Annotated in this window: 23 protein-coding genes and 1 pseudogene; 13 read left to right on the top strand and 11 right to left on the bottom strand. The window is 62.6% G+C overall.

From position 1 onward, the window contains the following. The first annotated feature begins 512 nt into the window (after window positions 1–512). On the top strand, window positions 513–1,139 hold the full coding sequence (locus B4M43_RS21165) for a hypothetical protein (RefSeq protein ID WP_414707841.1): 627 nt from the start codon (window positions 513–515) through the stop codon (window positions 1,137–1,139). Window positions 1,140–1,192: 53 nt separating this feature from the next. Next, window positions 1,193–1,636, top strand: coding sequence for a hypothetical protein (locus B4M43_RS13675; RefSeq protein ID WP_296267934.1), 444 nt, complete (start codon window positions 1,193–1,195; stop codon window positions 1,634–1,636). Window positions 1,637–1,926: 290 nt separating this feature from the next. Here B4M43_RS13675 and B4M43_RS13670 read toward each other — a convergent pair whose 3' ends face one another. Then, window positions 1,927–2,325 carry a tautomerase family protein gene (locus tag B4M43_RS13670; protein ID WP_296267933.1) on the bottom strand — a complete coding sequence of 133 codons (399 nt, stop codon included), beginning with the start codon at window positions 2,323–2,325 and terminating at the stop codon, window positions 1,927–1,929. Between the two features lie 102 nt (window positions 2,326–2,427). On the opposite strand from B4M43_RS13670, the gene B4M43_RS13665 reads away from it, so the two are divergent. Next, window positions 2,428–3,270, top strand: a complete 843-nt coding sequence (locus B4M43_RS13665; RefSeq protein WP_296267931.1) for a LysR family transcriptional regulator — start codon at window positions 2,428–2,430, stop codon at window positions 3,268–3,270. A 172-nt stretch (window positions 3,271–3,442) separates the two neighbouring features. Here the strand turns inward: B4M43_RS13665 and B4M43_RS13660 are convergent, their stop codons facing one another. After that, a complete protein-coding gene (locus B4M43_RS13660) occupies window positions 3,443–3,808 on the bottom strand; it encodes a VOC family protein (RefSeq protein WP_296267929.1) in 366 nt (121 codons plus the stop codon). 70 nt (window positions 3,809–3,878) lie between these two features. Between B4M43_RS13660 and B4M43_RS13655 the strand changes: the two genes are divergently transcribed. After that, window positions 3,879–4,568, top strand: coding sequence for a helix-turn-helix transcriptional regulator (locus tag B4M43_RS13655; protein ID WP_296267928.1), 690 nt, complete (start codon window positions 3,879–3,881; stop codon window positions 4,566–4,568). 67 nt (window positions 4,569–4,635) lie between these two features. Here B4M43_RS13655 and B4M43_RS13650 read toward each other — a convergent pair whose 3' ends face one another. The 4 genes from B4M43_RS13650 to B4M43_RS13635 form a co-directional block, all read right to left on the bottom strand. Continuing rightward, window positions 4,636–5,574, bottom strand: coding sequence for an AraC family transcriptional regulator (locus tag B4M43_RS13650; RefSeq protein ID WP_296267925.1), 939 nt, complete (start codon window positions 5,572–5,574; stop codon window positions 4,636–4,638). Window positions 5,575–5,596: 22 nt separating this feature from the next. Continuing rightward, on the bottom strand, window positions 5,597–6,430 hold the full coding sequence (locus B4M43_RS13645; RefSeq protein ID WP_296267923.1) for an oxidoreductase: 834 nt from the start codon (window positions 6,428–6,430) through the stop codon (window positions 5,597–5,599). A gap of 197 nt (window positions 6,431–6,627) precedes the next feature. Next, the gene (locus tag B4M43_RS13640) at window positions 6,628–7,506 is read right to left on the bottom strand and encodes a DMT family transporter (RefSeq protein ID WP_296267922.1); all 879 of its coding nucleotides are present in this window, start codon (window positions 7,504–7,506) and stop codon (window positions 6,628–6,630) included. Between the two features lie 158 nt (window positions 7,507–7,664). Next, window positions 7,665–8,084 (bottom strand): hypothetical protein, encoded by a 420-nt coding sequence (locus B4M43_RS13635; protein ID WP_296267920.1) that lies wholly within the window; start codon window positions 8,082–8,084, stop codon window positions 7,665–7,667. An 82-nt stretch (window positions 8,085–8,166) separates the two neighbouring features. Between B4M43_RS13635 and B4M43_RS13630 the strand changes: the two genes are divergently transcribed. Then, window positions 8,167–8,583 (top strand): MerR family transcriptional regulator, encoded by a 417-nt coding sequence (locus B4M43_RS13630; RefSeq protein ID WP_296267918.1) that lies wholly within the window; start codon window positions 8,167–8,169, stop codon window positions 8,581–8,583. Here the strand turns inward: B4M43_RS13630 and B4M43_RS13625 are convergent. Next, a complete protein-coding gene (locus B4M43_RS13625) occupies window positions 8,553–9,746 on the bottom strand; it encodes an MFS transporter (RefSeq protein ID WP_296267916.1) in 1,194 nt (397 codons plus the stop codon). The genes B4M43_RS13630 and B4M43_RS13625 overlap by 31 nt on opposite strands. A gap of 96 nt (window positions 9,747–9,842) precedes the next feature. On the opposite strand from B4M43_RS13625, the gene B4M43_RS13620 reads away from it, so the two are divergent. Further along, complete coding sequence (locus B4M43_RS13620) at window positions 9,843–10,769, top strand: LysR family transcriptional regulator (protein ID WP_296267914.1); 927 nt, start codon at window positions 9,843–9,845, stop codon at window positions 10,767–10,769. Between the two features lie 85 nt (window positions 10,770–10,854). Here the strand turns inward: B4M43_RS13620 and B4M43_RS13615 are convergent, their stop codons facing one another. After that, the gene (locus B4M43_RS13615; RefSeq protein ID WP_349681648.1) at window positions 10,855–11,778 is read right to left on the bottom strand and encodes a LysR substrate-binding domain-containing protein; all 924 of its coding nucleotides are present in this window, start codon (window positions 11,776–11,778) and stop codon (window positions 10,855–10,857) included. A gap of 228 nt (window positions 11,779–12,006) precedes the next feature. On the opposite strand from B4M43_RS13615, the gene B4M43_RS13610 reads away from it, so the two are divergent. Genes B4M43_RS13610 through B4M43_RS13585 form a run of 6 tightly spaced genes read left to right on the top strand, consistent with a single transcriptional unit; the run spans window position 12,007 to window position 17,249 of the window. Continuing rightward, window positions 12,007–12,852: a transporter substrate-binding domain-containing protein gene (locus B4M43_RS13610; RefSeq protein ID WP_296267912.1), complete on the top strand. Its 846-nt coding sequence runs from the start codon at window positions 12,007–12,009 to the stop codon at window positions 12,850–12,852. A gap of 12 nt (window positions 12,853–12,864) precedes the next feature. Next, entirely contained in the window at window positions 12,865–13,527 is a 663-nt protein-coding gene (locus B4M43_RS13605; protein ID WP_296267910.1) for an amino acid ABC transporter permease, read from the top strand. Window positions 13,528–13,534: 7 nt separating this feature from the next. Continuing rightward, window positions 13,535–14,254, top strand: a complete 720-nt coding sequence (locus B4M43_RS13600) for an amino acid ABC transporter permease (protein WP_296267908.1) — start codon at window positions 13,535–13,537, stop codon at window positions 14,252–14,254. Next, on the top strand, window positions 14,224–15,726 hold the full coding sequence (gene argH / locus B4M43_RS13595; protein ID WP_296267906.1) for an argininosuccinate lyase: 1,503 nt from the start codon (window positions 14,224–14,226) through the stop codon (window positions 15,724–15,726). Before B4M43_RS13600 ends, argH begins: the two co-directional genes overlap by 31 nt. Continuing rightward, the gene (locus B4M43_RS13590) at window positions 15,723–16,463 is read left to right on the top strand and encodes an amino acid ABC transporter ATP-binding protein (protein ID WP_296267904.1); all 741 of its coding nucleotides are present in this window, start codon (window positions 15,723–15,725) and stop codon (window positions 16,461–16,463) included. The genes argH and B4M43_RS13590 overlap by 4 nt, the downstream gene beginning before the upstream one ends. A gap of 21 nt (window positions 16,464–16,484) precedes the next feature. Continuing rightward, complete coding sequence (locus B4M43_RS13585; RefSeq protein ID WP_296267902.1) at window positions 16,485–17,249, top strand: amino acid ABC transporter ATP-binding protein; 765 nt, start codon at window positions 16,485–16,487, stop codon at window positions 17,247–17,249. Window positions 17,250–17,342: 93 nt separating this feature from the next. Here B4M43_RS13585 and B4M43_RS13580 read toward each other — a convergent pair whose 3' ends face one another. After that, window positions 17,343–18,107: a hypothetical protein gene (locus tag B4M43_RS13580; RefSeq protein WP_296267900.1), complete on the bottom strand. Its 765-nt coding sequence runs from the start codon at window positions 18,105–18,107 to the stop codon at window positions 17,343–17,345. A 152-nt stretch (window positions 18,108–18,259) separates the two neighbouring features. On the opposite strand from B4M43_RS13580, the gene B4M43_RS13575 reads away from it, so the two are divergent. Further along, window positions 18,260–19,030, top strand: a complete 771-nt coding sequence (locus B4M43_RS13575; RefSeq protein WP_296267898.1) for an SDR family NAD(P)-dependent oxidoreductase — start codon at window positions 18,260–18,262, stop codon at window positions 19,028–19,030. A gap of 78 nt (window positions 19,031–19,108) precedes the next feature. Here B4M43_RS13575 and B4M43_RS21160 read toward each other — a convergent pair whose 3' ends face one another. Both B4M43_RS21160 and B4M43_RS21155 read right to left on the bottom strand, forming a co-directional pair. Then, window positions 19,109–19,972 carry a methyl-accepting chemotaxis protein gene (locus tag B4M43_RS21160; protein ID WP_414707853.1) on the bottom strand — a complete coding sequence of 288 codons (864 nt, stop codon included), beginning with the start codon at window positions 19,970–19,972 and terminating at the stop codon, window positions 19,109–19,111. Next, window positions 19,964–20,734: pseudogene (locus B4M43_RS21155) on the bottom strand (MCP four helix bundle domain-containing protein); the annotation flags it as partial. The gene B4M43_RS21160 and the pseudogene B4M43_RS21155, both read right to left, overlap by 9 nt. Window positions 20,735–20,797: the final 63 nt, after the last annotated feature.

Below are 20,797 nucleotides of genomic sequence, written 5' to 3'. Positions count from 1 at the left end.
AGATGCACCAGTACTGGTTGCGTAAGATGTTTCCTAAACACGACGATGAAGACTTATACGCATAAGAATATTTCGCGCGCCGCGTAAAAAAATACACAATTCGAAAAGCCTTTCCTGTCCGGTTCGCCTGACTGGAAGCGCAAGCGCGAGTTTAGCCGCTTTTTTCCAAGCGATAAAAAATCTTTGGTAATGAAATACGGTTTTGGGCATACATTCACAGGCGACATTAAGGGGAGTAAGCTCGTTCCTCAAGAAACATACCACGCACCCATGACCGGCTTACCAGGGATCATACCTCCGTGCCTTCTGAACATGATCTTGTATTTTCTTGGTGGAATACCAGCTTAGCGCCTGCAGCCATAACCAGATCCACTGCCACTGAAAGACTGATAGCTTGCCGAATCGTCATCGAATTAATTACGATTGTTCAAGCTGACTTTATTGCCCTAGGCGAGATATCGGAATAAGACCTGGCACATATCTCGCAAGTCTGCGCGGAATTCTCATACCGTGTGTACCCAGGGTTTACAAGAGCAGGCAGATCGCGCTTCGATACCTGCTATCTTGTGAACACGGCCAAGATCGATGTAATCCGTACGACCGACATTGTTTCCACCAAAAGCGAATCCACGCTCAAAATTGCCAAAAGGGTAGAAATTGCAAGCCTCGTCGATGGCACGGTATTTCATATATTCGTGTCGCATTGGCCTAGTCGAATGTGGTGTCCCAAAAATCACGCAGACCGCCAGACCTATGGATTGAGATTGAGGGACTCAGTCGAAGAGCTGTTCGCCCACTATAAGGAATGTCCCTACGTTATCATGCTAGGCGATTACAATGACGAGCCCTTCGCTCAATCGCTCAGCGATCAGGTGCTAGCGAGCCGCGACGTAGAATTGGTCCGACGAAAGCGCACGCTGCTTTTCCAACCCTTTCTGGGGTCACCTGTGCAGCCAACCTGGAACCCATTCAAGCGCCGGAAGCTACTTTCACGCGGGAGGCACCCTCACGAAGTGGCGCACGTTCGATCAAATAATTTATTCTCAAGCTTTTCTCACTTCGAGCAGATGGGCCTACAGAGAGGACAGTGGTTTGGTTTATGGGCCTGCACCGCTCATGGAACTGATAACGCATCCTGAATTCAAGTTTGATCATTTGCCAGTCTATGGCAGAGTGAAAAGGAATACTGAACGTGGCTAAATTCATCGAATCATTCAATCAAGGCATTCACGCAGCGGACCTGGCGGCCAGGAACCTCGAAGAAATAGGTTCTGTCATCAGTCAACTCAGCGATGAAGTTGAAATTGCCAGTAGTGGAAAAATAAAAATCGAAATCACGCAACAGAACGAACCTATCAACAGATTCACATTCCAGATCGAAGACGCGTTTGACGGCACGCGTTACGAAGCGCTTACCGCATTCAATCCTGTGCAGCCCGAACATCAGGAAGAGTTGGCCAGATGGAAAGTATCAGACAGCGGCTATCCATGCCGCATAGAATTTCCGGACTCCGAGGTTTTTTGTGAGGATCGAGTTTCTCTCGAAAACGCATTGGCCAAATTGATCGCGACACCGGCAGTCGGCAAGAAACTCAAGCACCTTATCGAATCCACAACGCAAACGCCCGATGTGTAAGCCTGTGAATCCCAGGCTCTTCGATGATTATGTGCCCAGACGCAGTATGGGTGATGCCTAGGCCCTGTCTGAAAAGTGCTGATACGAAGGCCAGGCATGGCCGAGGGCGGCCCCGCGAAAACCGGCGATCTTCATGTGGTACCTGAATGCAGAATGGGCGCTGCACCTTATGTTTTCACACGTTGGATGAAGCTGTACGCAGGGTGGAAGACAGAGATACAGAAACCCATAAGTGCCTGTGGATGCGTTGGCTTATCGATCCTTCTTTGCCCGATATGAAAGTCCTCCGCTCATCTCGTTTCACCCCACAGCTTCGCCGCCTGCGGCACCCCACCATAGCCATAAGCCGTAGCGCGCACGTCCAAAATGTGCACGCTCGAATGCGGATGCACATTGCCGATGCGTTCGCTAAGCAAATCGAACGACTCCCTCTGATAGCGCCGTTTCTGCGCCAGCGTGGTCGTCTCGTCGGTGATCGTGATCTCCAGGCGAAAGCTGTTGCGCCCCAAACACTCGAGCGATTCGCTGTCGATGAACCACAAACCAGGGTCGACGAAGCGAACGATCACCATCGTCTGCGAGGGCTGCTTGCCCAACACGCGTGCTGTCAGTTCAGTCAGCTCGTGGCTGAGTTGCGCCGCCAGGCCAGCATTGGGCGTTCCGGACAACGTCAGGCTTATACCAGGCATTTCAGTATTCCTCGAAAGTGAAGTGCCGGTAACTTAGCCTTTGAACATCCTCCTAAAAAGCGGAAAAATCAGCGCTTATCTTCCTGCTTATCCGGAACCTGCATGTATCACTTCGATCTAGCCCAGCTCCACGTCTACGTGTCGGTCTGTGACGCAGGCAGTATCTCGGCGGCCGCTCCAGCCCTGTGTCGCTCGACGTCCGCCATCAGCGAGCAGCTGCGCAAACTGGAAGATGCCATCGGAGTCGTTTTACTCATCCGAGGTAAGCAAGGCGTCTGCCCTACCCCTGCGGGCGAACGACTCTTACGCCATGCCAGGCAGTTCCTCACGTTAGGCGAGCGGGCGCTGTACGATGTTCGAGGCACACACTTCGAAGGCGAGATACGCCTGGCGATCACCGATTACTTTCGCCCAGACGACATGGCTGGGCTGCTGAAAAAACTGCGCGAATGCCATCCGCGGCTGCGGCTCCATGTGGTGACGACCAAGAGCCTGGATATCGATCAGGCCAATGACTCCTTCGACATTGGCTTGGCCATGCATTTCAACGAGCGCGCGTCACCCTCCAACGCTCTTGAAGTGAGGCGGGAACCCCTGCAATGGGTAGCCGCTGCCGGCTGGACTCCAGAACCTGGGCGGCCGCTGCCTCTGCTTGCGATCAACGATTGCGGCTTGTCGGAATACAGTTGCCAGGTGCTGGAACGCGGCCGTGTCGGCTATGAGATCGTCTACTCGACCTCAGGGGTGGCGGGGTTGCAATCGGCATTGAGAGCAGGACTTGGCATTGCGTGTCTCAACGCTAGTGCCATACCACTTGGCGTCGAGCCTTATAGGGCTGGTTTGCCTGCGTTGGCGCAAGCCAAGTTCCTGCTACTCCCTCCGCGTAAAGAGGAGTCTGCGCTAGTGGAAAATGTACGGCGATTGCTGCTGGATCATTTGGTATAGGGCTCGAGACGGGACAACGCTCGTTTCAGTCCAATCCATAAGTAGAGGCCCAGCGAACACACAGCTGAGCGAAAACTGACGCATAGCTTTTATGTGCGTCATTTCTGTACGTTCACGCACGCGCCAGGGAAACGAGGCATGGCCAGTGCTCGAGCCTCTGCCGAGAACCCGATCAATCAGGCATGCAAACTCGTAGTCGATGGCCATCCGGATCGAGGGCCACAAATGTCAGTCCAAACACTGCGCGGTGAAGCGATTGCTCGATATGCACGCCTTCAGCCGCCCACTTTCGATGCAGATCTTCCACCTGCCTTTCCGTCTCCACCAGAAAAGCCACTTCGCTACGGTGGCCGCTGCCGCCGCTTTTGTAATCTTTGGCATCGGTCGACCAGAGACCCAAAGCCGTTCCCCCATCGAGTAGGAAAGACACATAACTGGGAAATGCCGACTGCGGTTTTCGGTCGAGCAACCTTTCATAAAAGGCGCCGCTTTGCTGAGGGTCTTTTACGTACAGCAGGAACAAGTTCGGGCTTGCCATGGAAATATCCTCGCGTGGTGAAAACCCGATGCTATTCGACGCTACTGACAAAAAATGTCAGCATCGACGCATGACCCGCACTCAACGACTGCTTTCCCTTCTGCAAATCCTGCGCGCGAGCCGCCATCCCGTGACGGGCCAGCGGCTCGCGGAGGAAATGTCGGTCAGTTTGCGCACGGTGTATCGCGATATCGCCACGTTGCAGGCGCAAGGCGCCGACATTCGGGGTGAGGCCGGCATCGGCTATACGCTCCGTCCAGGCTTCGTGCTGCCACCGCTGATGTTCAATGAGCAAGAGCTCGATGCCTTGATGCTCGGCATGCGTTGGGTGGCACGGCAACCTGACACGTCGCTGGCTCAAGCCGCCCTTGGCGTATTGTCCAAGGCAGAAGCGGTGTTGCCATCAGCCGTTGCTGATGGGTTGTTCAAGACGCCGTTGTTCGCGGCATCCGCTCAATCCCGAGATGCCTATGGATTCGATGCCAGGTGCTTGCGCGATGCCATACGCCTGGAGAAGAAAGTGCGTTTGGTCTATGTGAGCAAAACAGCCGTCGAAACGGAGCGTACCGTTTGGCCGCTGGGAATTGGCTATTTCGAGGATATGGAAATCCTGGCGGCGTGGTGTGAAACGCGCGGGGACTTCAGGCACTTCCTTTTGGACCGAATTCGATCCCTGACACGCCTCGATGCCGACTTCAAAAACCAAGGGGGGTGGCTGTTGGCCAAGTGGCGAAGCTCGCGCCTGGATGTAACTCCGTGAACATCGCCCTCGGTGCTGGAGCTCGCAAGCCGCGTTCGCCGCATGCTCAGCGGATCGCGGCTCAGCGCTAATGTGAAGAGACATACACGGAGGGCGTGGACGGCGCAGGCAGTGCATAGGTCGCCTTCATCCACTCGACCTCCGCCTGGGGCGTGCGGCCAAAGAACCGTTTGAATTCGCGGCTGAATTGCGAGGCGCTTTCGTAGCCCACCTTGAATGCCGCTGTGGAAGCGCTCATCGCATTGCGCAGCATCAGGAGTCGCGCCTGATGCAAGCGCGTCGACTTCAGGTATTGCATGGGCGACGCGTCCGTCACGCTGCGAAAGTGCAGGTGGAAGCTGGGCACGCTCATGTTCGCTTCCTGGGCAAGGGACTGCACATCCAGGCGCTCCTGGTAGCAGCTGTGGATCTTGCGGATCGCCCGCGTGATCTTGCCGAAGTGCCCCTGGCGATCGAGCGCGGCGCGCATCGAACCGCCCTGCTCGCCCGTCAGGATGCGGTAGTAGATCTCCCGCACCAGCGACGGCCCAAGTATGTGCGCTGCGGCCGGGTCGCTCATCGCCTCGAGAAAGCGCAACGTCGAAGCGCGCAGCGAGTCGTCCATCGGCGAGGCGTACATGCCTTTGGGCTGGGCATCGTTCGGCCCGAGCAGTTCGTCCATTTGCAGGATCAACTCGCTGGCGACCTGTAAGTCGAGGCGCATGTAGACCGCCAGCATGGGCCGCGCCTCGCTGGCGTCGGTCTCCATGGTGAAAGGCACGGGCACCGACACCACCAGGTAGTGCTGGGCGTCATAGACATACACGTCGTCGCCCAGATAACCACGCTTGCGTCCCTGGCACAGGATCACGATACCGGGGTCATACAGCACCGGGGTGCGCGTCAAGGGCCGATTCGAACGCAAAAAGCGGACATCTTCCAACGCGCTGAGGTTGTAGCCCTCGACCGGCGCAAGCGCTTCCATCAGGTGCACCATGCGCGAGGTGCTGGGATCGGCCTGATTCATCGATGTCCTCTCTGCTGTTCGCTCAACCGTCGGTGCTCAGGGTCAGCGCTTCCCATTGGTCGATCTCCTTGGCCGCGTGACTCAGCTTGTCACGCACCAGCCCCAGGGCGTCACTGCCCAACAATAGGTGCGCCGGTGGCGTCGGACTGGCGATGACCTGCAACATCGCCAGCGCCGCTTTGCGTGGGTCGCCGAGCTGCTTGCCGCTCTTTTCTTCGCGGGCCTTGCGTACCGAGTCGAAACTGGCGTCGTAGTCAGCGATGCTGCGTGGGGTGCGCTGCATCGAACGACCGGCCCAATCGGTGCGAAACGAGCCAGGCGCCACGGCGGTCACGAAGATGTTGAAAGGCAGCAATTCTTTGCTCAGCGTATCGGAGATCCCTTCGAGGGCAAACTTGCTACCGCAGTAGTACGCGATACCCGGCATCGTGATGGTGCCGCCCATGGACGTGACATTCAGAATACGACCCGCGCGCCGCTCGCGAAAATAAGGCAGAAACGCTTTGATCACCGCGACCGCGCCGAACACGTTGACGTCGAACTGGCGACGCATTTCCTCCAGTGGCGACTCTTCGAGGACGCCTTCGTGGCCGTAGCCGGCGTTGTTGACCAGCACGTCGACCGGACCGTGGGTCGCTTCGACGGCCGCCACTACACTGTCGATCCGAGCGAAGTCGGTGACGTCCAGCACCACCCCATGGGCACGCTCCGCGCAGAGCGCCTCGAAAGCTTGCAAGGCGGCATCACTGCGCACCGTGCCGATGACCCGATAGCCCGCTGCGAGCGCTTCTTGCGCCAGCGCGTGGCCGAAGCCGCTGCTCACACCGGTGATGAAGAGGGTTTTTCTGCTGTTCATGGCGACTCCAGTCAGTAGGGACGAGGCCATGGTAGCTATCGAAAACACGACCCCCTATGCCGGTTCGTCTTGGAGCGTTGCCTATTCCTATCCAAGCCAACAATTAAGCGGACGTACATCGATGACAGAACCAAATCCTGTGGCTGGTCAGGGCACAGGGGTGCACTAAAAGATGGGGTATCGCCTGCCAGGCAAACTCAAGAACGACGCCACGAGCAATAAGCCAAACGCCCGATGCGAAGCTCCGTAACGGCAAGCCCCAGCAGAATCAAACCCGCCCCCGCCAGCCGTTCAGGAGGTAAGCGATCGCCAGCGAGAAAATAACCGAACACCCCGCTGAAGACCGGCTCGCAGATAAGGATCAGCGCCACCTTCTCCGGCGCCAACACTGCTTGGGCGCGGTTTTGAATCGCGTAGGCCAAGGCAGTCGCCAACAGCGCCAGGGTCAGAATGGTGAGCGTCGAAGGCAGCGTACTGGGCAGGGAAAACTGCTGGGTGCCCAAGCTCCAGATCAGGGAGGCCACACCGACGACACCCAACTGAATGGCAGCCGAGGCCATCGCAACGCCAGGGGTGGTGAAGGTCGAAACGACCACGATATGCACCGCGAAACACGCGGCACAGCCCAGAATCAGCAGATCACCCTGGTGCACGGCAAACCTGTCCAGGCTCAGTAGACCCAGGCCGACCATGGCGATGGCCGTTCCCACCGTTTGCTTGAGACTGGGCCGCCCCCTGCCGATGAGAAAAACGAACAGCGGCGTGAAAACAGTGCACAAGCCTGTGATGAACCCAGCGTTCGAAGGCGTGGTAAGGGCGGTTCCTGAGGTTTGCAACGAAAATGCAGCGAAGAGCACTACACCTGCAAACACAGCGCCCAGCCAGTCGCGGCTTCGCAAGGTGCGCAATGAGCGGATTGAAAACGGCAGAAGCGCCAGCGCCGCCAAGGTGAACATCCAGGCGTTCAGCGTGGAGGCGGCCATGCTGGCTAATAGATCATGCTTGGCGACGAAGCTCCAACCCCAGATGGCCGTGACCGCCAACAGTGCGATTGACCAGAACGTGCGATGCGACATAGCGAAGCCTCAGGCGGGCATTTATACCGAATGCCCCACCAAAAACCGTATGTCAGCGGTACCCAGGAGGGCGCACGATAATTGAGCGTATGGGTATTGGCAACTCTCCACGCCTTACCTGGGAAACTTCCGCAAAATCCAAACGCTTCCCCCTACTGTCAGGCCATGGCAACGGCCCTAGCATTCTTTTTCACCGGCCACCACTGCAACACCGCCCACACCATCTCCAGCACCAACACTCCCCACACCAGCTGCGTTGCCCCTTGCCCCAGCGCATACCCCTGCCAGCACGCGAACAACACCCGCCCCGCCGCGTCATAGCGTCCGAACCGCCGCTGCGGGTGACGGATACGCAACCAGGCCCACACGCAAACGATCGACCCCATCAGGTTCGCCATCAGCATGTGCAACGGCCCGAACGTCGGCATCTCGCCCGCTAGGCCAAGTGCTTGGTGCAGCGCCAGCAATTGCCCATGGAGCAGCACGAACGTCCATGGCGTGGCGAACGCCAGCGTCACCAGCAGATCGTAAACGCCACTGGCCCGCACCAGTCTCAGATAACCCTGTTCGCTCCACATACCCACGCCTCCTCGATCAATGAAGCCGGCAGGCTAAAGCCTGGGGTATGCTCCAAGGTCAACCCCCTACAAGGACGTTTCGATGCGTATCGGCGAACTGGCGCAGGCCTGTGGCGTAAGCCGGGATACCTTGCGCTTCTACGAAGAACGCGGGCTGATCCGGTCGCAGCGGTTGGCCAACGGCTACCGCGACTATCCCGCGCAAACGGTGCAATTGATGGATTTCATCCGCAACGCCCAGCGCTTGGGCTTCAGCCTGGGCGAAATCGGCAGCAACGTCGGCCACCTGTGGCAGGCCGACGGCCCAGATCGGGCCGTGGCGCTGCTGCTGGAAGAAAAGCTAGGGGTGATCGAGGAACGTCTCGTGGCGCTGGGGCAACTGCGCGATGCCCTGCGCCACAGCCTCACCTTGACCTGCCCGCTACGCAGCGCGGCGGCTGGCGCTTCGACAGGTCTGAGTCAAACGCCTCACGAGCAGGCGGAGGCATCCAACGTCTGAGCGCCGCGCAACGCACGCGCCCGTTGCCGCCGCGCGAAGACCAGCACCATCAGCAAGCCGACGCCCGCCATCGCCGCACCGGCTGCCGGCAGCGCGGCATACCCAAAGCCTGCCTGAATCACCCCGCCCCCCACAGCGGCGCCAACGGCGTTGCCCAAGTTGAACGCGCCGATGTTCACCGCCGAAGCCAGGTTGGGCGCGTCCTTGGCCGCTTCCATCACACGCATCTGCAACGGCGGCACCAGGGCGAAGCTGGCCGCGCCCCAGACCACCACGGCGATGGCGGTCGGCACCGACCAGTCCAGCAGCGCCGGCAACACCAGCAATACCCCGATCAACACCACCAGCGAAACGATCAGGGTGCGGTCGATGGAGCGGTCCGCCGCCTTGCCGCCCCACAGGTTGCCCAGGGTCAGACCGATGCCGAACAGCACCAGCATCGCCGTGACGAAGGCCGTCGACGCGCCCGCCTCGACCTGCAGGATCGGCGCGATGTAAGTGAATACCGTGAACATCGCGCTCGAACCCACCACGGTCAGCGCCAGGGCGGCCAATACCTCGGGTTTGCCCAGCACGCGCAGCTCCGTTCTGACCCCCACGCCAGCCGGCGCCGGCAGCGACGGCAGCGCGAACCACAAGGCCGTCATCGCCACCAGACCCAGCCCGGCGATGCCCCAGAACGAGGCGCGCCAGCCCAGCAGCTCGCCGAACCAAGTGGCTAGCGGTACGCCGCCGATGGTGGCCAGCGTAAGGCCCATGAACATCGCCGCGACGGCGCCGGCACGTTTGTCCGCCGGCACCACACTGGCGGCGACGATGGCGCCGATGCCGAAGAACGCGCCGTGGTTCATCGAGGTGACCAGACGTGCGGCGAGCAGGGTGAAGTAGCCGTCGGCCAGGGCCGACATGAGGTTGCCCAGGGTGAAGATCGCCATCAGCCCGATCAGCAACTGACGACGGCCCAGCCGCGCAGTGGCCAGGGTCATCAAAGGCGCGGCGACCAGCACGCCCAAGGCATAGGCGCTGACCAGCATGCCGGCCGCCGGAATGGTCACGCCCAGGTCGGTGGCGATGCCGGGCAACATGCCCATGGGGGCGAATTCGCTGACGCCGATGCCGAAGGCACCCAGGGCCAGGGCGAGTAAAGGGGGGTTGATGCGCATGGAAATAGCTCCTTATCTATGCGGCGAATGCTACGATCCCTCGCCGCGCCGCACTAGACGGCGCCTTGGCCAAAGACTTTTGCTTGGGAGGCACAGATGGAGGTCAACGGACGCTCGGGTGAGATGGAGGTGTTCGCGCGCGTGGCCGAAGCGGGGAGCTTTTCCGCCGCCGCACGGGCCTTGGGCCTTACCCCATCGGCGGTCAGCCGGATCGTGGCGCGGACCGAGCAGCGCTTGGGCACGCGGCTACTGTTGCGCACCACGCGGGCCATCACCCTGACGCCGGAAGGCGAGGCTTACTTGCGCGGGGCGCGGCGCATTCTGGCGGATTTGCTGGAAGTCGAAGAGGCGATCACAGACCAGGGCGTGCCACGCGGTCGGCTACGGGTCAGCGCGGCGCTCGGGCATGGCCGCTTGAGCGTGGTGCCGCTGGTCGCAGCGTTCAGCGCCCGCTACCCCCAGGTGACGGTGGACCTGGCCCTGGGCGACGAAGTGGTCGACATTCTCGGGGGCCAGGCCGACGTGGCGATACGCTTCGGCCTGCTGCCCGACAGCTCGTTGAGCGCCCGGCAGATCGGCGCCACCGGCCAGGTCATCGTCGCCTCGCCCGATTACCTGTCGCGCTGCGGCACCCCCCAGCGGCCGGAAGACTTGGCCACGCACAATTGCTTGCGTTTCAACTTCCGCCGCGCCGCGCCCGATTGGCCGTTTCGCCGCAACGGCGAGGCCTTCAGCCTGAAGATCGCCGGCAATATCGCCTGCAGCAGCGGCGAGGCATTGGCGCAGTTCGCCCGGCTGGGTGCCGGCATTGCGCGCATCGGCCGTTTCTCGGTGGCCGACGACTTGGCCAGTGGGCGTTTGATGCCGTTGCTGGAGGACTTCAATCCTGGCGACTTGGAGCCGATCCACGCCGTGTTCGTGGGCGGCGCGGCGATGCCGGCCAGGGTGCGGGTGTTCGTGGACTTTCTGATCCAGCACCACCAGCCGCACCACGGGTGCCAACCTACGGTACCGGCCGCTTAAACCCCTTCGCCCGCGAGAGGCAGGCCGTCGTCTTTGCGAATGCTCGGCGTTAGGTGCCGAGCGCTCCTCTGGAGCGCCTTCGATCTCAGCCCTTACCCTGCCCCAATGGCTCGCCTTGCGCCGCTTCCCTCAGCATCGCCTCGGCCAGCACCCGAAACCGTTGGGTCAACACGTTCTCGGGCCGGTCGGAAGGCAGCAGCAAGTACGTATAGAAACGCAACTCTGGCGCGAACGGCCGCAGGTCGATGGCGGTGTGCAAGTACTCGGCGGCCACCAGCGGGCTGACCACGCTTACCCCCAAGCCAAGCCCGACCAGCGAGCACACGGTGGCGGCATGGGTCGCGTCCAGGTTGAGCACGCGGGGGTCTTCGTCGGCGAACAGCCGATCGAGCCGCGTGCGGGCGCCGTCGGTGTGCGATAGCGAGATGAACGCCTCGCCCTTCAAGTCCGCAGGGGTCACGACCTGCAGCGCACCGAGCCGGTGGCCCTTGGGGAAAATGCACACGCCAGGCACGTCACAGATGATCTGCGAACGCACACCCGCCATGTCCTCGGCCACATAGGACACCAGGCAGACGTCGCAGAAGCGCGTGGCCGCCCAATGCGCCACGTTCGGCGAGTCGTTGGTGTGGATGGAGATGTGCACGTTCGGGTTCTGCTGGCGAAAGCGCTGGATGATCGCCGGCAGCAAGCCATGGGTCAGCGAGGGCACCGCGCCGATGCGCAGACGCCCAGTGCCGCCGCGCTTAAGGTGCTGGGCGGAGGTTTCCAGGCTGTGCAGCCCGATGAAGGCGCGCTCCACGTCGGCGAAGAACTGCGCACCCTCGTCGGTGGGGACCAGTCGCCCGCCTACCCTTTCGAACAACTTGAAGCCATTGGCCCGTTCCAGTTGGGCGATCAGGCGGCTGACGTTGGGCTGCGAGGTGTGCAGCGCCTGCGCCGCTGCCGTCATCGAGCCGCAGAGCATGACTGCACGGAAGGTTTCGATCTGCTTGAAATTGATGGCCATATCATTTCTGCATGACGGGTTGTTGTATTGTCATTTGATTGCATGACGCACAGATTTTATAACTATCACTACATCGACGTCTGCCCCGACGCGGCGCGATACCCTCGAGCGCATACCGGCCACAACACGAACAAAAACCGGTGCTCCAGCTTCATTTCAGCTCTGCCCTTGTACTCACGCATCGCCCCGATCCACTGGCGCGGTGCAGACCGGTAATCAGGAGGCATCATGTCGTTCTCGTATAAGAAACTAAGCGCTGCATTGGCCCTGTCGTGCATGCCGTTGGCCGCGGTGTGCACCGTGCAAGCCGCCGACCTGCCGCCCGTGCCCACAGCCATCAAAGAGGCAGGCCAGATCCGGGCCGGCGTGCGTTGCGACCAACCCCCCTACGGCTATCAAGACAACAAGGGCGAATTCGCCGGCGTGGAAGTGGAAATGGCCAAGCAGATTTCCCTGTGGGCCCTGGGCTCCAAGGACAAGGTCAGCTTCACCTGCGTAACGGCTGAAAATCGCGTGCCGCAGCTGCTGGGCCGCAAGGTCGACTTCCTGATCGCCACCCTGGGCGTCACCCCGGAACGCCAGCGGGTGATCGACTTCACCACGCCCTACCGCTGGGGTGCCAGCGACGTGGTGGTGAAGAAAGCCAGCCCTGCACAAAAAATCGCCGACCTCAAAGGCAAGACCCTCGCCACGCTCAAGGGCTCGGTGCAGGCCAAGTGGTTCGAGGACCACATGCCCGACGTCAAGACCCTGCGCATGAACAGCGCCGCCGACGCGCTGCAAGCCTTCCGCCAGGGCCGTGCCGACGCCTACACCCATGACGCCGCCACCTTGGTGGTGGTCGCCGACAACGACAAGGACGCGCGGCTGATCGGCGAGCCGTTCCAGATCTCCGATGCGGCCATCGGCGTGCGCAAGAACGAAGCGCAATGGCGCGACTTCCTCAGCGCAGCGGTCCTGCGCATGCGCCAAGAGCACCTGTATCGGGGCTGGGTCGAGCAGTTCGTGCCCGAGAACATCCAGGGCTACTACATCAGTGTGTTCGAGCAGGCCAAACCTGCCGAAACGCTCTGACCGGCCGCCGCCATGGATTTCGACATCCATTACCTGATCGAGCAATGGCCGGCCCTGCTCGACGGCGTGCTCATGACCCTGCGCGTCACGGCGCTGGCCATCCTCTGTTCGCTGCTGATCGGCGTGCTGGGCGGCGCGGTGCGCGTCATGCGAATCCCGGTGCTGTCGCAGGTCGTGGCGCTGTATGTGGAGTTGATCCGCAACACGCCGATCCTGGTGCAGCTGTTCTTCATCTTCTACGGCCTGCCGGCCATCGGTTTGGGGCTGTCGTTGTTCTGGTCGGGGGTGGTGTGCCTGTCGCTGTGGGCCGGGGCCTACCAGATCGAGAACATCCGTGGCGGGCTGGCCACCGTGGAGCGTGGCATGCGCGAGGCGAGCCTGGCGCTGAGCCTCAAACCGCTGCAGTACTTCGCCCTGATCGCCCTGCCGATCGCGTTCCGCACCAGCCTGCCGGCGATGCTCAACACCGCGATTTCGCTGTTGAAGAACTCGTCCTACCTGCAGGCCATCGGCCTGGCGGAGTTGACCTTCGTCGCCGTGGACCGCATCGCCACGGACTTTCGCGCCATCGAGATGTTCAGCGCCATCTGCGTCATGTACCTGGTGCTGGTCGGTGCCCTGGCGCTGTTGACTGCGCGGCTGTCCGCCCACCTGCAACGTCCTTTCAGGCAATGAGGCACCTATGAACTTCATTCTCGAAAACTGGAGCTTCGTGTGCAAAGGCTTGTTGATGACCCTGTATCTGGCGCTGGTGGTGCTGTTGTTCACCACGCTGATCTCGGCCGTGCTCGGCGTGTTGGCCACGGTCAAGCACCGCCTGCTGGGGTGGGCGATCCACGCCTATGTCGAGCTGTTCCGCTCGATTCCGCTGATCGTCAACGTGTTCTTCATCTTCTTCGGCGCGCCGATGTTCGGCGTGGACCTGAGCCCCTTCGCCGCCGTCGTCGTGGGCCTGACCCTGTGGGGCAGCGCCAACGGTATCGAAATCGTCCGCGGCGGGTTGGAATCGGTGTCCGTGCACCAGTGGAAAAGCGCCTGGGCCCTGGGCCTGCGCCCTTGGCAGATCTACCTGCACGTGATCGTGCCGCAGTCGATGAAGGCCATTCTGCCGGCCTACACCGGGCTGCTGACGATCCTGGTGCAAGCCACCTCCTTGGGCGCACTGGTAGGCGTTGGGGAGTTCCTCAAGGTCGGCCAGATCATCATCGAACGCGAAACCGTCATGACCGGCGTCAGCCCGGCCTTCGCCGTCTACGGCGTGGTGTTGCTGGTGTACTTCGTCATCTGCTCCGCACTGACCTGGCTCAGCCGTTATCTCGAACGTCGTCTGGGTCGCCCGGCGGCACGTCCTTCCCTTGGAGAGGTTCCAGAATGCAAGCATCCAAAGTCAGTCGGCGCCTGAAAGAAAGCACTGCGCCCGAGGTGAACGAGTACATCTATCGCCCACGCCTGGAAGGCTTCGCCAGCGGCTTCGCCAACCTGGGCAATGTCAACAAGGCGCACATCCTGATGCTCGCCGAACAGGGCCTGATCCGTGGCGAACATGCCAGCGTGCTGGCCAAGGGTGTGCTGGACATGGAGCAGGCCGGGCCGGAGGCGGTCGAGCTCGATCCTTCCCGCGAGGACGCCTATTTCAACTACGAAGCGCACCTGATCGAGCACATCGGCGCCGACATCGGCGGGCGCCTGCACACCGGCCGCAGCCGCAACGACATCCTCGCCACCCTCGACCGCCTGCGCTGCCGCGACCTGTTGATGGACCTGATCGACGAGCTGGCGACGGTGCGCGCCACGGCCCTACGCGGCGCCCAGACCTACGCCGAAGTGGTGATGCCCGGCTACACCCACCTGCAACCGGCGCAACCGATCACCTACGGCTATTACCTGAGTGCGGTGGAGCAAGCGCTGGAGCGCGACAGCAAGCGCCTGATCCAGACGCTGGAGTCGATGAACCAGTGCCCGCTCGGCGCCGCCGCGTTCGCCGGCACACCGTTCGATATCGACCGCGCGCGCACCGCCGAACTGCTGGGCTTCGACGGCTACCTGGACAACGCCCTGGACGCCATCGGCTCGCGCGACTTCCTCCTCGAGAGCCTGTCGCACCTGAGCAACCTGGCGGTGTTCTGGAGCCGCGTCGCGCAGGACTACTTCGTCTGGAGCACCCATGAGTTCAACCTCATCGACTTCCCCGACAGCGTCGCCGCCACCTCCAGCATCATGCCGCAGAAGAAGAACCCCACCGTGCTGGAGTACCTCAAGGGCCGCAGCGGGCATATCGTCGGCCTGTTGATGGGCGCGAGCGTGACCATCAAGGGCACCCACTTCTCCCACACCGGCGACGGCAACCGCGAAGGCACCCGCGGCTTCTGGGAGGCGGCCGAAGAAAGCCTGCGCTGCTTGAAACTGCTGGACCTGGTGCTGCGCACCGCCACCCCCAACGTCGACCTGGCAGCCCGTCGCGCCGGCGAAGACTTCTCCACCGCCACCGGCTTGGCCGACCTGATGGTGCGCGACGTCGACCTGTCGTTCCGCGAGGCCCACCATGTGGTCGGCGGCGTGGTGCGCATGGCCATGGACCAGGGCCTGCCGGCCCACCGGATCACCACGCAGATGGTCGATGCCTGCGCCCTCGAACAACTGGGCCATGCCTTGCACCTGCCGGAGCAGCACGTGCGCGAGTGCCTCGACCCGGTCTGCAACGTGCAGGGCCGCAGTTCCGCAGGCGGCCCCTCGCTCGGCGCCCTGCTGCCAAGCCTGGCGCGCGCCAGCGAGCGCCTGGATGCCGAGCGCACGGGCAATCGGCAACGCCGCGAGCGCATGAGCGCGGCCGACCTCAACCTGCAAGCCCTGACCCGGGCGCGGGCGGGCCTATGAGCACGATCCTGACGGTTCGCGACCTGCATAAGCGGTTCGGCACGCACGAGGTGGTCAAGGGTGTGGATATGGACGTTCGCCAAGGCGAAGTGGTGGTCATCATCGGCCCCAGCGGCTCGGGCAAGTCCACCTTCATCCGCTGCCTGAACAGCCTGGAACCGCCCTCCAAAGGGAGCGTGGTGATCGGCGACGGCGACCAGGCCGATGCGGGTGACCGCAAGGCCCTGGCCAGGCTGCGCGAGGACGTGGGCATGGTGTTCCAGGACTACACCTTGTTCCCGCACATGACGGTGCTGGCCAACATGACCCTCGCCCCGGTCAAGCTCAAGCGCGCGACCCAGGCGCAAGCCCAGGCCCATGCCCTCGCCCTGCTCGAGCGCGTCGGCCTGCGACATAAGGCCGAGCATTATCCGGCAGCGCTGTCTGGCGGCCAGCAACAGCGGGTGGCGATCGTGCGCGCCTTGGCGATGAGACCCAAACTGATGCTGTTCGACGAACCCACCTCCGCCCTCGACCCGGAAACCGTCGGCGACGTGCTGAACGTGATGAAGGGCCTGGCGGCCGAAGGCATGACCATGATCGTCGTCACCCACGAAATGGGATTCGCCCGCGAAGTGGCCGACCGCGTGGTGTTCTTCGACGCCGGCAGGGTCGTCGAAAGCGGCCCGCCGTCCGAGATCTTCGGCGCACCGAAGCAGCCCCGCACCCGGCAGTTCCTGGACAGCGTCCTGCACTGAGCGAACGGCAAGGAGTTCGAAATGAGCGAAGCGATCCGCAATACTCTGCAGCCACAACCCATGATCCAGATGGAAAACGTCAACAAGTGGTATGGCGACTTCCAGGTGCTCAAGAACATCAACCTCAGCGTGCAGCAGGGCGAACGCATCGTGCTGTGCGGCCCGTCCGGCTCGGGTAAATCGACCACCCTCCGCTGCCTGAACCGGCTTGAGGAGCACCAGGAGGGCCGCATCGTCGTCGGCGGCGTCGAGCTGACCCAAGACGCCCGGCAGGTCGAAGCCATCCGCCGCGAGGTCGGCATGGTGTTCCAGCATTTCAACCTGTTTCCGCATCTGACCATCCTGCAGAACTGCACCCTTGCCCCGGTCTGGGCGCGCAAGATGCCGCGCCGGGAAGCGCAAGCTCTGGCGATGCATTACCTGGAACGGGTGCGCATTCCCGAACAGGCCCACAAATACCCCGGGCAACTCTCGGGCGGCCAGCAGCAACGCGTGGCCATCGCCCGGGCGTTGTGCATGCAGCCCAAGATCATGCTGTTCGACGAACCGACGTCGGCGCTGGATCCGGAAATGGTCAAGGAAGTGCTCGACACCATGGTCGGTTTGGCCGAAGACGGCATGACCATGGTCTGCGTGACCCACGAGATGGGCTTTGCCCGCACCGTGGCGCATCGGGTGGTGTTCATGGACCAGGGCGCGGTGGTCGAGCAGGCGACGCCCAAGGCGTTCTTCGAGCGCCCGCAGAGTGAGCGGGGGCGACTGTTCTTGAGTCAGGTGCTGCATTGAACCTGCGCTGTACGAGGCATCGACCCACACAGGCAGGCGGCGCGACGCGAAGTTTGCCCTGCACGAGCGGCCGCTGCTGCGCCTCGACGCCAGTCAACGTCGGTTCACCACCCGCGCCAGCGCAAAGGTACTCACCACCGCCAACACCACCGCAGCCGCGATGGCCGGCCCTGTGCCCCACGCCATGATCGTGGCATGCATCGCCAGATAGAAGCCGATCACCCCCACGGCGCCAATGGCATTGCCGCGCACGATGGTCGCCAGTTCGAAACGCCCGCCCTGCACATGGGCGAACACCATCAATGGCCAGGCGATCACCGGAATCGGCGCCAGCACCCCGCTCGCCACCGGCCCCAGCCGCTCGGCGCTGGTGGTGATGGCGAGCAGCAGCAAGGTGGCGGTGGCCATGCGCATGGGGATCACCCAGCGTGGCGTCGGCACCAGACGGGCACTGCCGAGGCTTGGATGGGGCCGGGTGGCGACGAGATTGGCGACCAACATCGCCACGGTGACCGCCACGGGCAACGCCAGGCCGCCCAGCTGGCTCATGCACCAGGCGCCGACACCGTAGAACGGCAACGACACGCAGCACGCCAGCCAGGCCGCGCAGCGCCGGGTGATGAGGAAATAGCACAGGTACGTCGCCTGAACTGCCGCCAATCCCGCCAACGCGCCGGGCACCGCTTGCAGGGCGAAGGCCGGGCCTTGTTCCAGGCCGATGAACAGCATCACCAGCGCCGAGGTCAGCGGCAGGCCGGACAGCAGGCCGCCCAGTTGTGTGCCCCAGCGCTTGCCGGCCAGGGAAATGCCCAGCATCAGCATGGGTGTGATCAACAGCTTGAGATAGAAAACGGACATGGAGGTGTGTCGAATCATGACAGGCGGGCGTGCAGCATGCCGCAAAGCGCGGCGCTTGGGGAATCCTGCGGGAACGATTGCGGCTAGCGCGGGCCTCACGCTACACCGCCCCGGCGCCTGCCAGCGGCGCTGCTTTCGAACGAGGACCGACCATGAGCCTGATTCCTGACCTGAACGGTCCTGCCGAAGTGGTGATCGTCGGCGCCAGCCAGGGCATCGGCCTTGCGCTGTGCCGCGCCCTGCTTGACCGCGACGATGTGCGGCGGGTATGGGCAGTCGCGCGTACAGCGGCCGGCAACGCCGATCTGGCGCAGCTAAGCGTCCGCCACGGCACGAAACTGCAACGCCTCGACTGCGATGCGCGCGATGAGCAAGCGTTGGCCGAACTGGCCACCGTGCTAAGCACCCAACACGCGGCGCCGAATCTTGTGGTATGCACGCTGGGCATCCTGCACCAGCAAGGCGCCAGGGCGGAAAAATCCCTGGCGCAGTTGGACTTGGCCGGGCTGCAAGCCAGCTTTGCCAGCAACGCGTTTGCGCCGATTCTGCTGCTCAAGCACCTGCTGCCCCTGTTGCGCAAGCAACCGACGACTGTCGCAGCGCTGTCGGCGCGGGTCGGCTCCGTTGGCGACAACCATCTGGGTGGCTGGTACAGCTACCGGGCCAGCAAAGCGGCGCTGAACCAGTTGTTGCGCAGCGCCAGCATCGAGCTCAAGCGCCTGAATCCGCAGGCTACGGTGCTTTCATTGCACCCAGGCACGACCGACACGGCGTTGTCCCAGCCGTTCCAGGCGAACGTGCCGGCCGAACGACTGTTCACCCCAGCCTACACCGCAGACCGCCTGTTGCAGGTGATCGCCCGGCATGGGCCTGCCGACAGCGGCAGCTTCTGGGCCTGGGACGACACGCCGATCGAGTGGTAGACGCCCCCCGTGAATGCATGCCGACCAGGCTAAGGTCAGGTTCGCCGTTCTGGCCCGAGCCAATCCGCGCCTGCCCACTCACGTCCTGAACTTGCCCACCAACCCATTCAAATCCACCGCCAAGCGCGACAACTCCGCACTGGCCATGCTGGTCTGGTGCGCGCCCGTGGCGCTCTGCACCGACAGGTCGTTGATGTTCACCAGGTTGCGGTCAACCTCGCGCGCGACCTGGGCCTGCTCTTCGGCGGCGCTGGCGATCACCAGGTTGCGCTCGTTGATCTGCGAGACGGCGGTGGCGATGGTGTCCAGCGCCAGGCCCGCGCCGCGGGCCATGTTCAAGGTCGATTCGGCGCGTTCGGTGCTGGTGCGCATCGACTCCACAGCCTGCTCGGTACCACCCTGGATGCTGCCGATCATTCGTTCGATGTCGCTGGTCGACTGCTGCGTGCGGTGCGCCAGCGCCCGTACCTCGTCGGCCACCACGGCAAAACCGCGCCCGGCTTCGCCCGCCCGCGCCGCCTCGATGGCCGCGTTGAGCGCCAGCAGGTTGGTCTGGTCGGCCAGGCCGCGGATCACGTCCAGCACCTTGCCGATGTCGCGCGACTGTCCGGCCAGTTCCTCGACCAGTTGCCCGGTGGCCTGCACATCGCCGCTCATGCGCTCGATGGCGCTGACGGTTTCCAGCACCAGGTCGCGCCCGTCGCCGGCCGTGCGGTTGGCATCGGCCGACGCCTGCGAGGTGCTCACGGCATTACGCGCCACCTCTTCCACGGCGCTGCTCATTTCCGTCACGGCCGTAGCGGCCTGCTGGATCTCGGCGTTCTGCTGGGCCAGGCCCCGGGCGCTTTCGTCGGTGACGCTGTTGAGCTCTTCGGCGGCCGACGACAACTGCGTGGCGGAACCGGCGATCTGCTGCACGGTGTCGCGCAGCTGTGCCTGCATGGTCGCCATGGCTTGCAGCAGGCGCGCAGCCTCGTCGGTGCCGCTGGCGTCGATGGGGTGGGTCAGGTCGCCGGAGGCGATCCATTCGGCGGTGCGCAAGGCGTTCTCGACCGGTTTGACGATGCTGCGGGTGAGCAGGAAGGCAAAGGCGAAGGTCAGCAAGGTCGCGAAGATCAATAGACCGACCACCAGCTCGATGGCCGATTGGTAGCTATTTTCTGCGGCGGCGTTGCTCTGCCGGCTCATCTGCGTGTTGAACTGCACCAGCTCGTCCATCACCTGGTTGATGGCCTCGGAATTGTGCAGCATGTCGCCGTTGAGCAGCGTGCGCAGCTCGTCAAGACGATCGTTGCGGCTGAGGTCGCGGGCACGGCTTTCCAGTTGCCGGTACTCACCCAGCAGCTTGCCAAAATGGTCGAAGATCACCTGTTCGTTCGGCGCCTCCACCAAGGCCTGGTAGGCCTGCTGGGCCTTGTCGGCCTGGGCGTGGCGCTCGTCCATGCGCGCCAGGGTGTCGGCCTGCGCCTGCGGGTCGCGGTTGCTGAGCAGGGTGTAGCCGAGGGTACGCAGGCGCTGGTTGACGCTGGTCAGTTCGTTGAGCGCCTTGATGCTGGGGATGCTGACCGATTCGATTCTGAGCCCGGCCTGGCGGATCTCGCCCATCTGCACCAGAGAGAAGATCCCCAGCCCCAGCATCAGCAGACCGACGAAGGCAAAGCCCAACAGGGCGCGAGGGGCGATGTTCAAACTGCGTATCGACATGGAAAGGGTATCCGACGGGGATCGCGTTCCATGCGACAAGAAAAAGGGCCTATCCGGTTATCG

The sequence above is a fragment of the Pseudomonas sp. UBA6562 genome, from assembly GCF_002434265.1.
In the GTDB taxonomy this organism is placed as follows: domain Bacteria; phylum Pseudomonadota; class Gammaproteobacteria; order Pseudomonadales; family Pseudomonadaceae; genus Aquipseudomonas.
This window is presented reverse-complemented; position numbering and strand designations above follow the sequence as displayed.

Coding starts and splice junctions, on each gene's coding strand:
- B4M43_RS13655 (WP_296267928.1), top strand. CDS start 3,879: ATGACCCGCACTCAACGACTGCTTTCCCTTCTGCAAATCCTGCGCGCG.
- B4M43_RS13615 (WP_349681648.1), bottom strand. CDS start 11,778: ATGGCCATCAATTTCAAGCAGATCGAAACCTTCCGTGCAGTCATGCTC.
- B4M43_RS13665 (WP_296267931.1), top strand. CDS start 2,428: ATGTATCACTTCGATCTAGCCCAGCTCCACGTCTACGTGTCGGTCTGT.
- B4M43_RS13650 (WP_296267925.1), bottom strand. CDS start 5,574: ATGAATCAGGCCGATCCCAGCACCTCGCGCATGGTGCACCTGATGGAA.
- B4M43_RS13585 (WP_296267902.1), top strand. CDS start 16,485: ATGAGCGAAGCGATCCGCAATACTCTGCAGCCACAACCCATGATCCAG.
- B4M43_RS13645 (WP_296267923.1), bottom strand. CDS start 6,430: ATGAACAGCAGAAAAACCCTCTTCATCACCGGTGTGAGCAGCGGCTTC.
- B4M43_RS13635 (WP_296267920.1), bottom strand. CDS start 8,084: ATGTGGAGCGAACAGGGTTATCTGAGACTGGTGCGGGCCAGTGGCGTT.
- B4M43_RS13670 (WP_296267933.1), bottom strand. CDS start 2,325: ATGCCTGGTATAAGCCTGACGTTGTCCGGAACGCCCAATGCTGGCCTG.
- B4M43_RS13580 (WP_296267900.1), bottom strand. CDS start 18,107: ATGTCCGTTTTCTATCTCAAGCTGTTGATCACACCCATGCTGATGCTG.
- B4M43_RS21160 (WP_414707853.1), bottom strand. CDS start 19,972: ATGCAGGCACAGCTGCGCGACACCGTGCAGCAGATCGCCGGTTCCGCC.
- B4M43_RS13605 (WP_296267910.1), top strand. CDS start 12,865: ATGGATTTCGACATCCATTACCTGATCGAGCAATGGCCGGCCCTGCTC.
- B4M43_RS13590 (WP_296267904.1), top strand. CDS start 15,723: ATGAGCACGATCCTGACGGTTCGCGACCTGCATAAGCGGTTCGGCACG.
- B4M43_RS13610 (WP_296267912.1), top strand. CDS start 12,007: ATGTCGTTCTCGTATAAGAAACTAAGCGCTGCATTGGCCCTGTCGTGC.
- B4M43_RS13575 (WP_296267898.1), top strand. CDS start 18,260: ATGAGCCTGATTCCTGACCTGAACGGTCCTGCCGAAGTGGTGATCGTC.
- B4M43_RS13630 (WP_296267918.1), top strand. CDS start 8,167: ATGCGTATCGGCGAACTGGCGCAGGCCTGTGGCGTAAGCCGGGATACC.
- B4M43_RS13600 (WP_296267908.1), top strand. CDS start 13,535: ATGAACTTCATTCTCGAAAACTGGAGCTTCGTGTGCAAAGGCTTGTTG.
- B4M43_RS13640 (WP_296267922.1), bottom strand. CDS start 7,506: ATGTCGCATCGCACGTTCTGGTCAATCGCACTGTTGGCGGTCACGGCC.
- argH (WP_296267906.1), top strand. CDS start 14,224: ATGCAAGCATCCAAAGTCAGTCGGCGCCTGAAAGAAAGCACTGCGCCC.
- B4M43_RS13625 (WP_296267916.1), bottom strand. CDS start 9,746: ATGCGCATCAACCCCCCTTTACTCGCCCTGGCCCTGGGTGCCTTCGGC.
- B4M43_RS13660 (WP_296267929.1), bottom strand. CDS start 3,808: ATGGCAAGCCCGAACTTGTTCCTGCTGTACGTAAAAGACCCTCAGCAA.
- B4M43_RS13620 (WP_296267914.1), top strand. CDS start 9,843: ATGGAGGTCAACGGACGCTCGGGTGAGATGGAGGTGTTCGCGCGCGTG.